This window comes from Caulobacter sp. GW456-12-1-14-TSB4 (assembly GCF_059424195.1).
On the sequence record NZ_JBWKZF010000006.1, the window covers coordinates 209,762 to 222,955 of the forward strand.

General features: G+C 65.5%; 13 protein-coding genes. 6 read left to right on the forward strand and 7 right to left on the reverse strand.

Translation table 11 applies throughout. The features are described 5' to 3' along the window. Positions 1-3: 3 nt before the first annotated feature. The 4 genes from AC07YH_RS08265 to AC07YH_RS08280 all read left to right on the forward strand — a co-directional run bounded on the left by AC07YH_RS08265 (position 4) and on the right by AC07YH_RS08280 (position 4,840). Positions 4-399 carry an MAPEG family protein gene (locus AC07YH_RS08265; RefSeq protein ID WP_494746513.1) on the forward strand — a complete coding sequence of 132 codons (396 nt, stop codon included), beginning with the start codon at positions 4-6 and terminating at the stop codon, positions 397-399. Then, the gene (locus AC07YH_RS08270; protein WP_494746514.1) at positions 399-1,676 is read left to right on the forward strand and encodes an RsmB/NOP family class I SAM-dependent RNA methyltransferase; all 1,278 of its coding nucleotides are present in this window, start codon (positions 399-401) and stop codon (positions 1,674-1,676) included. Before AC07YH_RS08265 ends, AC07YH_RS08270 begins: the two co-directional genes overlap by 1 nt. 30 nt (positions 1,677-1,706) lie before the next feature. Next, a complete protein-coding gene (gene guaA, locus AC07YH_RS08275) occupies positions 1,707-3,266 on the forward strand; it encodes a glutamine-hydrolyzing GMP synthase (protein ID WP_494746515.1) in 1,560 nt (519 codons plus the stop codon). Positions 3,267-3,583: 317 nt separating this feature from the next. After that, complete coding sequence (locus AC07YH_RS08280; RefSeq protein WP_494746516.1) at positions 3,584-4,840, forward strand: tyrosine-type recombinase/integrase; 1,257 nt, start codon at positions 3,584-3,586, stop codon at positions 4,838-4,840. Positions 4,841-4,991: 151 nt separating this feature from the next. Here AC07YH_RS08280 and AC07YH_RS08285 read toward each other — a convergent pair whose 3' ends face one another. Beyond that, a complete protein-coding gene (locus AC07YH_RS08285; protein ID WP_494746517.1) occupies positions 4,992-5,243 on the reverse strand; it encodes a response regulator in 252 nt (83 codons plus the stop codon). Between the two features lie 157 nt (positions 5,244-5,400). Then, positions 5,401-6,300, reverse strand: coding sequence for an SDR family oxidoreductase (locus tag AC07YH_RS08290; RefSeq protein ID WP_494746518.1), 900 nt, complete (start codon positions 6,298-6,300; stop codon positions 5,401-5,403). Positions 6,301-6,444: 144 nt separating this feature from the next. On the opposite strand from AC07YH_RS08290, the gene AC07YH_RS08295 reads away from it, so the two are divergent. Beyond that, the gene (locus tag AC07YH_RS08295; RefSeq protein ID WP_494746519.1) at positions 6,445-7,692 is read left to right on the forward strand and encodes a DUF763 domain-containing protein; all 1,248 of its coding nucleotides are present in this window, start codon (positions 6,445-6,447) and stop codon (positions 7,690-7,692) included. A 44-nt stretch (positions 7,693-7,736) separates the two neighbouring features. Here the strand turns inward: AC07YH_RS08295 and AC07YH_RS08300 are convergent, their stop codons facing one another. Next, positions 7,737-8,351 (reverse strand): cupin domain-containing protein, encoded by a 615-nt coding sequence (locus AC07YH_RS08300; RefSeq protein ID WP_494746520.1) that lies wholly within the window; start codon positions 8,349-8,351, stop codon positions 7,737-7,739. A gap of 3 nt (positions 8,352-8,354) precedes the next feature. Next, positions 8,355-9,032 (reverse strand): sigma-70 family RNA polymerase sigma factor, encoded by a 678-nt coding sequence (locus AC07YH_RS08305; protein WP_494746521.1) that lies wholly within the window; start codon positions 9,030-9,032, stop codon positions 8,355-8,357. Between the two features lie 187 nt (positions 9,033-9,219). Here AC07YH_RS08305 and AC07YH_RS08310 point away from each other — a divergent pair, with 187 nt between their 5' ends. Beyond that, the gene (locus tag AC07YH_RS08310; protein ID WP_494746522.1) at positions 9,220-9,807 is read left to right on the forward strand and encodes a hypothetical protein; all 588 of its coding nucleotides are present in this window, start codon (positions 9,220-9,222) and stop codon (positions 9,805-9,807) included. 190 nt (positions 9,808-9,997) lie between these two features. Here the strand turns inward: AC07YH_RS08310 and AC07YH_RS08315 are convergent, their stop codons facing one another. The 3 genes from AC07YH_RS08315 to AC07YH_RS08325 all read right to left on the reverse strand — a co-directional run bounded on the left by AC07YH_RS08315 (position 9,998) and on the right by AC07YH_RS08325 (position 13,170). Further along, positions 9,998-11,623 carry a ShlB/FhaC/HecB family hemolysin secretion/activation protein gene (locus AC07YH_RS08315; RefSeq protein ID WP_494746523.1) on the reverse strand — a complete coding sequence of 542 codons (1,626 nt, stop codon included), beginning with the start codon at positions 11,621-11,623 and terminating at the stop codon, positions 9,998-10,000. Positions 11,624-11,633: 10 nt separating this feature from the next. Then, on the reverse strand, positions 11,634-12,353 hold the full coding sequence (locus tag AC07YH_RS08320) for a hypothetical protein (RefSeq protein WP_494746524.1): 720 nt from the start codon (positions 12,351-12,353) through the stop codon (positions 11,634-11,636). Positions 12,354-12,825: 472 nt separating this feature from the next. After that, positions 12,826-13,170, reverse strand: a complete 345-nt coding sequence (locus AC07YH_RS08325; RefSeq protein ID WP_494746525.1) for a hypothetical protein — start codon at positions 13,168-13,170, stop codon at positions 12,826-12,828. Between the last annotated feature and the right edge of the window lie 24 nt (positions 13,171-13,194).

The window sequence follows — 13,194 nt, forward strand, 5'->3', positions numbered from 1 at the left end:
GCGATGCGGATGGCCTTCGAGCTGCAGATGCTGGCGGCGGCGATCCTGATCGGGATCGTCCACCTGCTGTGGGCGGCCGCGGCCGCTCAGCCCCAGCGTGGCTTGAAGTGGAATGCGGGTCCCCGCGACGAGCCGGTCGTGCTGACCGGCGTCGCGGGGCGTCTGGAACGCGCCTTCGCCAACTTCCGCGAGACCTTCCCGTTCTTCGCGGCGCTGGTGCTGGTGGACTATCTGGGCGGCCGCCTGGGCGAGCTCACCTCGCTGGGCGCGCTGATCTATGTGGCGGCCCGCGCCGTCTACATCCCGCTCTATGCCTTCGGCGTGCCCTATGTGCGCAGCTTGACCTGGGTCGCCTCGATGGTCGGGATCTTCATGTTGCTCGCGGCCCTGGTGGTCTGATGCGAGACGGCGGACGGGTTTCAGCGGCGATCGAGGTCCTGACCGAGATCGAGGCGCGGCATTTTCCCTCGAAGATGGCCCTGAAGCGCTGGGGCGAGACCGCGCGTTACGCCGGTTCCAAGGACCGCGCCTTCGTCTCGGGCCTGGTGCTGGACGCCCTGCGTCGCAAGCGCTCGCTGGGCTGGATGATGGGCGACGCCAGCGCACGCGGCGTCATGCTGGGCGTTCTGGCCTTCGTCTGGAAGTGGACGCCCGAGCGGATCGCTGAAGCGGCCGCCGAGGAACACGGCTTCGGCGCTCTGACCGACGCCGAGCGCGAGCGACTAGCCGATCCCGTCACGCTGGACGGTGCGCCGGCTCCGGTGGCGGGCGACTATCCCGACTGGCTGGAAAAGCATCTGGTCCGCGCCTTGGGCGAGGATCAGACGGTCGAGATGCGGGCGTTGTCGGAACGCGCCCCGGTCGACCTGCGCATCAACACCTTGAAGACCGACGCCGAGCGCGGCGCCAAGGCGGTCGCGCTGATCGGCGCTGGTCCCGCCGGCGTCCTGCCCACCGCCTTTCGCATTCCCGCGCCCGAAGCCGCCGACCGCACGCCGTCGGTGGAGGCCGTGCCGGCCTTCTCCAAGGGCTGGTTCGAGGTCCAGGACCTGGGCTCGCAGATCGCCGCGGCCGTGGCGGGCGAGGTCAAGGGCAAGCAGGTGCTGGACTTCTGCGCCGGCGGGGGCGGCAAGACGCTCGCCCTGGCCGCCGCCATGGGCAATACCGGCCAGATCTTCGCCCACGACAGCGACGCCCGGCGCCTGGCCGACACCATCCGGCGCGGCCAGAGGGCAGGGGTCCGCAACCTGCAGATTCGCTCGCCGATCGAGGCCACGCCGCTGAAGGGTCTGGAAGGCAAGATCGACGTCGTCTTCGTCGACGCCCCCTGCACCGGCGCGGGCACCTGGCGCCGTCACCCGGACGCCAAGTGGCGCCTGTCGCCCGACCAACTGGCCAAGCGCCAGATCGAGCAGGACTCGGTCCTGGAGGACGCGTCGACCTTCGTGAAGGCCGGCGGTCGCATGATCTATGTCACCTGCTCGCTGCTGACCGACGAGAACGAGGACCGCGTCGCCGGCTTCCTCGAACGCCATCCCGAATTCACCGTGAAGCCGATCGCGCTCGATGGCGTCACCCACGTCACGCCCGAAGGCTATCTGCGCCTGACCCCTTACCGCGCTGGAACGGACGGCTTCTTCGCCGCCGTACTGGAGCGATCCTCGTACACGCCCTGACCTGAACGCCTGACCGCTGGAGATTTGCCGATGACCACCGAAACCCACCACCAGCGCGTCCTGATCGTCGATTTCGGCAGCCAAGTGACCCAGCTGATCGCGCGCCGGGTGCGCGAGGCCGGCGTCTATTGCGAAATCCATCCGTTCGACAAGGCCGAAGAGCTGGTCGATGGGTACAAGCCGTCGGCCATCATCCTGTCGGGCGGCCCCGCCAGCGTGCTGGAAGAAGACAGCCCCCGCATCGGCCGCAAGCTGTTCGACCTGGGCCTGCCGATGCTGGCCATCTGCTATGGCCAACAGCTGCTGTGCGATGTGCTGGGCGGTAAGGTCGAGGGCGGTCACGCCGGCGAGTTCGGCCGCGCCGAGCTGATCATCGGCAAGACCAGCCCGCTGTTCGAAGGCCTAGCCGGTGTCGGTGAGATGGAAACCGTCTGGATGAGCCACGGCGACCGCGTCACCGCCATCCCGGATGGCTTCGAGGTCATCGGCACCTCGACCGGCGCGCCGTTCGCCGCCATCGCCAACGACGACAAGCAGATCTACGCCCTCCAGTTCCACCCGGAGGTCTATCACACGGTCAACGGCGCCAAGATCTACAAGAACTTCCTGGCCCTGGCCGGCCTGACGGGAGACTGGACCATGGCGGCCTTCCGCCAGGAGATGGTCCAGAAGATCCGCGACCAGGTCGGGACCGGCAAGGTGATCTGCGGCCTGTCGGGCGGCGTCGACAGCTCGGTGGCCGCCGTCCTGATCCACGAGGCGATCGGCGACCAGCTGACCTGCGTGTTCGTCGACACCGGCCTGCTGCGCAAGAACGAGGCCGATCAGGTCGTCACCCTGTTCCGCGACCACTACAACATCCCGCTGGTCCACGTGGACGCCGGCGACCTGTTCCTGGGCGAACTGGCGGGCGTCAGCGACCCGGAGACCAAGCGCAAGACCATCGGCCGCCTGTTCATCGACGTCTTCGACAAGGAAGCCGCCAAGATCGACGGCGCGGCGTTCCTGGCCCAGGGCACGCTCTATCCCGACGTCGTCGAGAGCGTCTCGGCGCGCGGTGGCCCGTCGGCGGTGATCAAGAGCCACCACAATGTCGGCGGCCTGCCGGACTATATGAAGCTGAAGCTGGTCGAGCCGCTGCGCGAGCTCTTCAAGGACGAGGTCCGCGCCCTGGGCGTCGAGCTGGGCCTGGCCCCGGCCTTCGTCGGCCGCCATCCGTTCCCCGGCCCGGGCCTGGCCATCCGCATCCCGGGCGAGATCACGCCCGAGAAGGTCAAGGTCCTGCAGGACGCCGACGCCATCTATCTGGAAGAGATCCGCAACGCCGGCCTCTACGACCAGATTTGGCAGGCCTTCGCCGTGCTGCTGCCCGTGAAGACCGTCGGAGTCATGGGCGACGCCCGCACCTACGAGAACGTCCTGGCCCTGCGCGCGGTCACTTCGACCGACGGCATGACCGCCGACTTCTTCGAATTCCCCTGGCCCATCCTGGGCAAGACCGCCACGCGCATCATCAACGAAGTGCGCGGCGTGAACCGAGTGGTCTACGACGTGACCAGCAAGCCGCCCGGCACGATCGAGTGGGAGTGAAATAACGTCGTTCAGTGACTATCCGAGTGGTCCGGATTTCGTCGTCAAGTTACTGAAATAAATAGTGTTTTATCTCCATTAAGAGCGCTGGCAATCGCCAGCGCTCTTTTCGTTTGTCGGTGGCTGTGGCGGCGTTCCGCCGGGGTTGCCCAATTGACGTTGGCGGTTATACCGTCGTGAAACTACGTCATGACGGCATTTTTTCAGACCCTAAGCTCCTGAAATCGTTATCGAAACGGCGACTGCGATCGGCTGAATTGGGCTGACGGCATTTTCGTGCGCTTTCGGCCGGCTTCAGAGCGTCCTGGAGACCGTCCATGCTTACCGACAGCAAGCTCAAGTCCCTGAAACCACGAGATAAAATCTACAAGGTCACAGACCGTGACGGCATCTATGTCACCGTCGCTCCAACCGGCGCGATCTCGTTTCGCCTGGATTACCGGATGAGCGGTCGGCGCGAGAGCCTGACCCTGGGCCGGTACGGCCCCGACGGCATCACCCTGGTTCGGGCCAGGGAGTTGGCCATGGCCGCCCGGCAGGAGGTTCGTGAAGGACGCTCGCCGATGATCGAAAAGCAGCGGGCCAAGGCCAAGTTACACGATGCCCGGACGTTCGGCGAATGGGCCGAGAAGTGGTTCGAAAAGGCGCCGATGGCGGAGAGCACCCGAGCCATGCGCCGCAGCATCTACGAGCGCGACATCAAGCGCCCATTCCAGAACAGGCTGCTGCACGAAATCGAGCCTCAGGACATCCGGGCGCTCTGCGAGCGGATCGTGGCCAGAGACGCGCCAGCCACCGCCATCCACGTGCGTGAGATCATCAAGCTGATCTTCGGCTTCGCTCGACTGCATGGGGTGAAAATCGAGAACCCAGCCAACGACGTCAGCCCCGCTTCCATCGCCACCTTCACGCCACGCGAACGCTCCTTGTCGCCCAAGGAGATCCGGATCTTCTTCCCGTTGCTGGAGGCGGTGCCGACCCTGCCGACCATCCGACTTGGCCTGAAGCTGATCCTTCTGACCCTCGTCCGGAAGAGCGAGTTGCGGTTCGCGACCTGGGACGAGGTCGACTTCGTCAACGCGATCTGGTGCATCCCGGCCGCGCGGATGAAATGCGGGCGTCCCCACAACGTCTACCTGTCGCGTCAGGCGCTCGACATCATGATCGCTCTCAGGACCTGCGCGGGAAACTCGCCTTATCTGCTGCCATCCCGCTACGAGCCGGATCAGCCGATGTCGAACGCCACCTTCAACCGCGTTACCGCGTCGATCGCCGAACGCGCAACGCGCAACCAGCAACAGCTCGCACCCTTCACGGTGCACGATCTTCGTCGCACGGGCTCGACATTGCTCAACGAGGTCGGGTTTGATGGCGACTGGATCGAGAAATGCTTGGCTCACGTCGACCGCCGCACGTCGCGCCGGGTCTACAACGTGGCCGAATACGCTCACGCCAGGAGCCACATGCTGCAGGAGTGGGCTGACATGATCGACGCCTGGGTGGCAGGGCGAAAGCACACGCCGGTTCTGCAGCCTTCCGCCACACACGGCGTCATCCTGGATCCGGCCGCCTAGCCCGGCGAGAGTCTGCCTCTACGCGGCACAAGTCTTCAATGCTTGGAGACCGTCACGCTCGCGAGCGTGTCGGCCAAGTGCTGTAGACTGTAGGGCTTGGCGACGAACCGCCCGTCGTCTGGAACCGGGCCGAGCAGAGAGCGTCCCGATGTCACCACCAAGCGAATGGCCGGCCACTGCTCATGGACCAAGCGCGCGAGCGCAGCCCGTCAAGGTCGCCGGGCATGTCCACGTCTGTGAACAGGACGCCGACGTCGGCGCGCGTACATAGGATATCGACCGCCTCACGGGCATTGGCGGCCTCTACCACCTCGTAGCCGGCGTCCTGGATGGCTGCGGCGGCGATCTCTCGCACCAGAGGTTCATCTTCGACGATCAGGACAAGGGGCGCGTTGCTTGACATACTCTGACGAACCGCAGGCCGGGCCGGACGTTCCGTTTGAAAACACTTTTGTTTTCCGCGACTTAAGTCGGATAGGCAACATCCGGGCGGTCGCGGAACGCGCGCGCAAAGCTCGGCTCGGTAGTCTCGACGTCTTGAGCCGATGCGTGATGCGTCGTCACGCGACGCCCGCACCGCCGGTGACGCCATAGACTTCGCCGGTGATGAAACTGGCTTCCTGCGAGGCTAGCAGCACATAAACCGGTGCGATCTCCACGGGTTGGCCGGGGCGACCAAACTGGCTCTGCTCGCCAAAATGCTGGACCTTTTCCTGGGTCTGACCGCCGCTCGGTTGCAGCGCCGTCCAGAACGGGCCGGGCGCCACGACGTTGGCGCGCACGCCGTTCTTGATCAGCTGCTTGGCCAAGGCCTTGGTGAAAGCGACAATGCCAGCCTTGGTGGTGGCGTAGTCGAGCAGCGTTTCGGAAGGCTCATAGGCCTGGATGGACGCGGTGTTGATCACCGCCGATCCGGGACGCAGATGGGGCTTGGCCGCCTGGGTGATCCAGAACATGGCGTAGAGATTGGTTTTGAGGGTCTGATCGAACTGTTCGCTGTCGATCGCGCCGATATCGGGACGGCTCACCTGCTTGCCAGCGTTGTTGACCAGGATATCGAGCCCGCCCAGCGCCTCGACCGCCTTGGCGACGAGCTCCCGGCAAAAGCCTTCATCCTTGATATCGCCGGGCAAGGCGATGGCCTTGCGGCCTTCGGCTTCAATCAGGGCGATGACCTCGCGCGCGTCACTCTCCTCGCTCGGCAGATAACCGATGGCGACGTCAGCGCCTTCACGGGCGTAGGCGATGGCCGCGGCCCGACCGATCCCCGAATCCGCGCCGGTGATCAGCGCCTTGCGGCCCGCCAGCTTGCCCGAACCCCTGTAGCTTTCCTCACCATGATCTGGGCGCGGGTGCATCCTTGCGGCCAAGCCCGGCGCGGCCTGCGGCTGGGCAGGAAAGGGCGGCTTGGGATACTGCTCGCGCGGATCCTGCATCTTCAGACGGTCCTCGGGGGTCATGGTCTTGTCTCCGGCGGCTCAGGCAGCACCAACGGCGCACGGCGAGCGCCGTTCCAACCCTCAGTGGCTTCGGTCGTGTGACGGATAGACGACTGACGAAGATATGCTCGCATGCTAGAACGATTGCGGAACATCGGAGTCAGCATGGCCAGACGCGCGGGGAGCGCCGACCTACCGCTGCATGGCGGGCGCGTGCCCGCTTGGCTGGGCGAGCGCATGACGCGGCTGGGCGCGGTCGTCAGCCAGGCCATCGTGCACCACTATGGCCGGGAGGAACTCTTGCGGCGCTTGGCCCATCCCTTCTGGTTCCAGTCGTTTGGCGCAGTGATGGGCATGGACTGGCACTCGTCAGGCATAACCACCAGCGTGCTGGGTGCGCTCAAGCGGGGTCTCTCGCCATTGTCGGCCGAGCTGGGCATCCATGTCTGCGGCGGCCGCGGCAAGGCCTCGCGCCTGACGCCGGCCGAGCTGATCGGCGTTGGCGAGCGCGTCGGACTCGATGGGGCGCTGCTGGCACACACCAGTCGGCTGGTGGCCAAGGTCGACAGCGCCGCTGTGCAGGACGGCTTTGATCTCTACCTGCACGGCTTCATCGTCGCCGACGACGGCCAGTGGGTCGTCGTCCAGCAGGGCATGAACGGCGATCGCAAGCAGGCCCGGCGCTACCATTGGCTCTCGCGGGATCTGAGGAGCTTCGTGGACGCGCCACATGCGGCTATCGAGGGGCGAGGGCGGGGCACGATCGTCAACCTGACCGACCGGCGGGCTGAGGCGTCGCGAATGGCGCAGCTGGACCTATTGACCAGCCTTGGTCCGGACGGCGTCGCGCGCGAGGCGCGCAAGCTGACGGCCGCCGAAGATCCCACGCCGGCCCAGGCGATGCTGCCTCATCTCATCATGCCCGATCATCACGATGTCCGGGCGCAAGACGTCGTAACCCGCCGGCTGCACGGCGCCTTGGCGGCGGCGGTCGAGCAGGGGCCCAAGGACTTCAGCGAGCTCCTTCTGGTCCCGGGCGTGGGCGCGCGCACCGTTCGCACACTGGCCATGGTCGCCGAGGTCGTACACGGCGCGCCTTGCCGTTTCAGCGATCCAGCGAGGTTCTCGCTGGCCTTGGGCGGCAAGGATCGCCATCCCTTCCCGGTGCCGACCAAAGTCTATGACGAGACGATCCGTGTGCTGAAGAGCGCAGTTGAAAGCGCCAAGCTTGGACGCGAGGAGGCGCTGGGCGCGATCCAGCGACTGGACGATCAGGCGCGCCGACTGGAGCGCCAGGCCACGGGCCCATCCGTCGACGCCTACATCGCCGAGGAGCGAGCCATGTCGCATACCTATGGTGGGCGCAGCGTGTTCGGCTGGGAAGCCCAACCGTCGGCAACGAAGGTAAATTAGGGGCGATTTCCCAAGGGACTTAAGTGCAAACCGCTGTTTGGCCTTCAGACCCCGAGCAGGGGCGAGAGCAGGCGCATCGCCCCACGCCACAGTGCGCCATGCTCGACAGCGATCAGACACGCGCAGGGGGAGTCGGGTCCGACCTTGAGCGCGTGATCGGCGCCGGTGGAGCCGCCAACAAAATCACCGGTTCGCCGAAGGTCGGTATCGGTGACCGCGCCCATCAAGACTTGAAAATACTCCTGACCCAGATGCCGGTGAGCCGGGATCGACGTACCCGCAGGCGCCCGTAGGACATAGGCGCGCCAGCTATCGCGACGCGCGCGACGCACCGGGGCCACCCAGTAATCCTGGCCGATAAACCGGCGCGGATGAAGGCCCTGGCGCAGAACCGCGGCGGGTAGGGGGGTGTCGTCAAAGCGTGGTGGGTTGGCGGGCGTGGCGTCCAGCGCCGCGAGGGCCCGATCGAGAGCATCCGGCTTGAGCTGCGCGTCGGGGAGATCAGCCAGACCGCGACCATGGGCGGCCTCCAAGCCGAATGCGGCCTTTGCGCAGTGCGGGCAGACTTCGATGTGGCTCTCGACGACCAAGGATGGCGCCAGCGGAAGGTTCCCTGCCGCGAAGCGCTCGATCAGGTCGGGAGATGGATGAAAATGCAAAGCTTACTCACCGAGGGTCACCCTCAACAGCGCCGCCGCTCGGCGCAGTCTCGACTTCACAGTTCCCAATGGGACGTTCAATCGTCGGGCGATCTCAGAATGGGGTCTATCATCGTAATAGGCCAGTCTCACGACGGCGATTTGATCGTCGGCCAGACAGCCCAGGGCGCCGCGTAGGCGCCGGGCGCTGTCGGCTACGACAATCTGACCTTCAGGATCGCTCGCCGGCGCGGCAAGGTCCGAGACCGTCGCGGTTTGACGCATCGCCTTTCGGTATCGGTCAATGCGCAGGTTGCGGGCGATTGCGTAGATCCAACCCCAGGCTTCGCACTTGGCCGGATCAAACTGAGCTGCACAGCGCCAGACCCGTAGCAAGGTCTCCTGGCTTAAGTCTTCGGCCTCGCCATCCTCGAAGCCATTGCGCAAAAAGTAGCTCTTCAGCTTGGGCGCAAACCGCCGGAAGAGCTTGGAGAACGCCAGCCGGTCGCCATTGCTGGCGATGCTCGCGATCCAGGCGCTGGGATCGTCCGTGTGGAGAGACGAGGCGGTAAGGGGCAGCGGCTTGTGTCCGAGGAGTGGCGTTCTGGTGACGCGCTGGAGGATCAACCCCTCAGAGAGAACTCCGTTCGATTTCAATGTCGAAATATCGTCAATTGATGTGATCCAATCCCAGTATTCCATCGTACGCAGTACAGTATAAATGGAAGTGTCATCTGTCGAATTACCGACGTTCAGTTTTGTGCGTCTCGCGATGTTGAATAAAATGATGCCATATTACTGATTTAGTAGAAACCTTTGTGATCGCCCTGAGTTTGTTTGATGTCGGCGCAAGTCGGCACCGCCCTATTCAAATCCAGGAGAATTCTCAGTGCGTAATTACCTTCTGACTGGCGCGGCCGCGCTGACCCTAATCGCTGCGCCCGCTTTCGCCCAAATCACCAGCGGCAATGGCTCCAACCTGCTCGGCCGCGGCGGCAGCTCGGCTCAACAGAGCAGCTCGTCGACCAACAAGCAGAACTCCAATTCGAACAGCGGCACGCAGAACAACATGCAAAGCCGCGAGACGAACAAGACCGGCGATAGCTGGCACGACAACAACACCAACCTGCGCGACACCACGCTCGGCGGCATCCACGCCGATCCGCAGATCGGTACGTACAAGGACACCTCGAGCACCAACGGCTCGACCAGCAACAACGCTGGCGGCGGCTCGAACAACGGCGCCAACTCGGCCTCGAACAACAGCTCCGACGCTTCGTCGAGCGGCCTGCACATCGGCGTGCCGATCAGCACCGACAGCACTACGATCGGTGGCGTCCAGCGCCAGAGCGCCGGCGGCGAAAGCCACAACAACTCGACCAAGTCGTCGAGTGACCGCAGCGCGAGCCATTCGTCGATGACGAACCGTTCGTCGAGCGGCAACCAGCAAAACTCGTCGTCTTCGACGCCGCGTTAAACGACTGCAGGGGGCGCGGCTCTGCCGCGCCCTTCCTGGCCCCTTACCCTACGCCTTCTCTCCGCCCACTCGACAGGCCGCTCGGAAACGAGCGGCTTTTCTTTTGCCGCTCATCGCCTCGGCGACGCTGGATATGAAGAAGCGCCCGGCCGAGGACCGAGCGCTTGATCTTGTCAGGGTGGTCGAAGGCCTACCAAACCGTCTTGAGCGAAACCACGCCCCGCCAGGGCCTTGCGTCGAGGAAGGCAATGTCATTGGACAAGGCCTTGGCCGCCTCGACTTGGACGATCGCCTTATCGCGAATACGCACGCGCGCGCCCGCGCCCGCCGACTTCAGATCAGCGTGGGACCCGGGATAGCCAAAACGACTGCGGTACCAGACCTTGCCGCCGTCGACGAAAGCGTAGGCTTCCGAGCCGGCAAAGCCCTTGGGCGCCTTGGCGGGCACGAAAGCCAGCTCGGCCGAGCCGGCCAGGCCGCTGTCGCCCGCGATCACCGAGGCCTCGTAGCCTCGGCCGAACTCGTCGCCGCCGATGGCGAACTGCTCGGTGCCGGGCAGACGGTCGCCGGTGGCCTGGCCCGCGCCGTTGAGGCGCAGGGCGCCTTGCTTGCCCAGGCTGAAGGCGGCGCCGCCCCGCAGGTTGAGCTTGCGGAACGCCATTTTGCCTAGCATCGGATCGGTTTGCGCGCCCAGGCCGTCGATGCCCTGGCTAAGCGTGCCGCTGACGTACCAGAGCCGACGATCAGTCTGAGCGCTGGTCGACAGCGCCACGCGGGCAGCGCGTGTCTTGTCGTTGGCGAAGGTGTAGCCCAGGAAGGCGTTATCGCTGTCGACGCCATCGACCGAGACGTTGATGTAGGCGTCTCGCTCATAGCTGCGGAGCAGCGGATAGGACAGCTGGACGCCGCCCGACTTGGCGTGGCCCACGAGGCCGCCGACCTTGGGTCGGGTCTTGAGATAGCCGGCGTTGAGACCCAAGGTAAGGCCATCGTCGCCCACCGGCGTTGCGTGTGAAAGGGAGTAGGACTGGAAGCGGTCAATGTCGGTCGGCACGGCGACCGAGAATCGCGTCTGGTCGCCCGAGCGGATGAAGCCGTTCAGGTAGAGATCGGCCTGGACCTGGGTCCGACCCAGGTAGGCCGTGCCGCGATTGTTGACCGACACGGCGAGCTGCACCGGCTTGGGCGTCAGTTTGAGCTTCAATCGCACGCCGTCGTCGCCGGCGCCGTTCTCCAGAGCAATCTCATTGCTCATGCCAGGGATATCGCGGATCAGCGAAATGTAGCGTTCGAGCGTGTCGCGACGCAGCGGCTTGTCGGCTTTAAGGCGGGCGAGGTGGCGGTCGGCCTGGGCGCGACTCTTGGCGTTCGGGGCCTGGACTTCCGTCTCGGCGATGTAACCTTCCAGGGCTCGCAGGCGAAGGACGCCGTCGGTAAACACCTGATCGGGCGCGACGACGGTATAGATCGCATAGCCGCGTTGCTCATAGGCGCGCGCCAAGGCGTCAGTGATCTTGACGAGGTCGCGGGTGTCGACGGTCTTGCCGACGAATGGCCGCCACGCGGCCTCGATGACCGCTGGCGGCAGGGTCGAGCCCTCCAAGCGGACCTCACGCAGGACGAACGGCGCGAGCGGGGTGGAGCGAGCACGACCCCGCGGGACCTTGGGTGCTGGCGCAGGCCGGGCGCGCGTGATGCGCGGGTTCTGGTCGGGGCGGTTCTGCGGGACCACACGGGTCGTGCTGGTCTGGGCGTGGACCGCCAGCGGTAGGGCAAGCGCCGCCACCGTGACCATCAGCAGGGAAATGGGGCGCATGTCGACTTTCTCAGTTTCCCAAGAGGCCCGGCAAAGCCGGCGGCTTGGGGGCGGTGGGCAGCAGGGGAAGCAAGGTCTGCAAGGGCGTCGTGCCCGGCACGCCGAGCACCGGCGGCGTCAAGGGCGCGCCGCCGATCGGCGCGATGACCGGTCCGCTTGGCGTGGTCGCCCCGACCGTCGCGTTGATCAGCGACTGGGTGGCGGCGGTTGCCGGATTGACCGCTGTGCCCACGCTTGCGGACAGGTTGGGCGTCACGCCCAGGATGTTGGGCCCGGCGGCGCTGACCCCAAGAAGCGCCGCGCGTGACCCGTTCAAGGCCAGAAGGGGGCCGCCGAGAGCGGTGTTGACATTGACCGCGCCGAGACCAGTGGTCAGGCCCGCCGAGGCGTTTGCGCCATTCAAAAGTCCAAGATTGACGTCGACGTCGGCGTTGGCCGGCCCAGTGCTCAGCAGGGGCTTTGAGCCGGCGCCGCCGAGGTTCAAACTGGGCGGCGCAAGATTTCGGCCGCCCGGCAAGAGCACGTTGCCGCTGGCCGCCAGGAGGCCAGGCGCGTCGCGATCGAACGCCGCGTCGCTATAAAATCCTTCGTCCTCAGCGAAGCTTTCGGAGTCGGAAGCGCCGCCCGAGCCGGCGACAAAACTGCCCTGGCCCGTCGCGCATCCGCCAAGCCAGAGCACGGACAACAGGCACGCCGCCAGCGGCCTGCGACGACTGACGAACTTGCCCATTTTCCAGCCTTGAACAGGGTTTATCGAGTAGGGGTAATGGGGGCTGATGGGCGCAGTTCCCCACCGAAAAATCTTTGCTTTGGCCCTGATCCAACCCCCATCTTGCGTCGTATGACGGGGTCGCAAAGTCTTGCGGACCGCGTTGGTGGTCACGCTGGCAGATGGGAGACTTGAATGGCGAAGAGCCCTCGATCCGGCGGCCAAGGTCCAGGTATCGATTGGGTGGCGGGGGGCTGCGCCTTTTGCGGGCTAACCTTCTGTTTCGTCGGGCTATGGGAGCTGGCACAGGGCCTTCTTGCCGCCCAGACCCCGGCTATAGCGCCAACGGCAAGTTGGGCAGTTGCCGCGATCTTGGGCGGCATACCGATTGGCTTGGCATGCCTTGCGCTTTCCTGGATGCGAGGTCGCGCCCAGCGGGGCGCCCGGTGACCTGCGCGGCTCTGATCGCTAAGACGGTGTGTCGTCCTAGTAGCTAGCGGACGACGCGCAGACGGGGCTGGGCGTAAGCCGGGATCAGCGCCAACGGCTCACGCTCGCCGGCGTCGGAAGCCAGCCAGCGGGCCAGAAGGCTTGGCCGGATAGGGGCCTGGAACGTGCGGTCGTCCTTCTGGGCGACAATGTGGGGTTCGCCGTCCGCTTCGAACCGGACCTCAAGATCCAGCGCTCGGGCGGCGCCGCCTTTGGGCCAGTCCAGGCTGGTCGGGCCAAGGCGGGCGGGGCGATCCAGCACGAGCCGCAGCGGCGAGAAGCCCGCGCCGCGCAGGGCGGCCAGAGCCAGATAGAGCTTTTCTTCGTAGTCGATCATGACCTTGGCCACGGCGCCCCTCCCCAGAAGCCCGAC

What these genes read in the sequence shown, in the direction of transcription:
- AC07YH_RS08265 (WP_494746513.1), top strand. Translation starts at nt 4, where the DNA reads ATGCGGATGGCCTTCGAGCTGCAGATGCTGGCGGCGGCGATCCTGATC.
- AC07YH_RS08270 (WP_494746514.1), top strand. Translation starts at nt 399, where the DNA reads ATGCGAGACGGCGGACGGGTTTCAGCGGCGATCGAGGTCCTGACCGAG.
- guaA (WP_494746515.1), top strand. Translation starts at nt 1,707, where the DNA reads ATGACCACCGAAACCCACCACCAGCGCGTCCTGATCGTCGATTTCGGC.
- AC07YH_RS08280 (WP_494746516.1), top strand. Translation starts at nt 3,584, where the DNA reads ATGCTTACCGACAGCAAGCTCAAGTCCCTGAAACCACGAGATAAAATC.
- AC07YH_RS08285 (WP_494746517.1), bottom strand. Translation starts at nt 5,243, where the DNA reads ATGTCAAGCAACGCGCCCCTTGTCCTGATCGTCGAAGATGAACCTCTG.
- AC07YH_RS08290 (WP_494746518.1), bottom strand. Translation starts at nt 6,300, where the DNA reads ATGACCCCCGAGGACCGTCTGAAGATGCAGGATCCGCGCGAGCAGTAT.
- AC07YH_RS08295 (WP_494746519.1), top strand. Translation starts at nt 6,445, where the DNA reads ATGGCCAGACGCGCGGGGAGCGCCGACCTACCGCTGCATGGCGGGCGC.
- AC07YH_RS08305 (WP_494746521.1), bottom strand. Translation starts at nt 9,032, where the DNA reads ATGGAATACTGGGATTGGATCACATCAATTGACGATATTTCGACATTG.
- AC07YH_RS08315 (WP_494746523.1), bottom strand. Translation starts at nt 11,623, where the DNA reads ATGCGCCCCATTTCCCTGCTGATGGTCACGGTGGCGGCGCTTGCCCTA.
- AC07YH_RS08320 (WP_494746524.1), bottom strand. Translation starts at nt 12,353, where the DNA reads ATGGGCAAGTTCGTCAGTCGTCGCAGGCCGCTGGCGGCGTGCCTGTTG.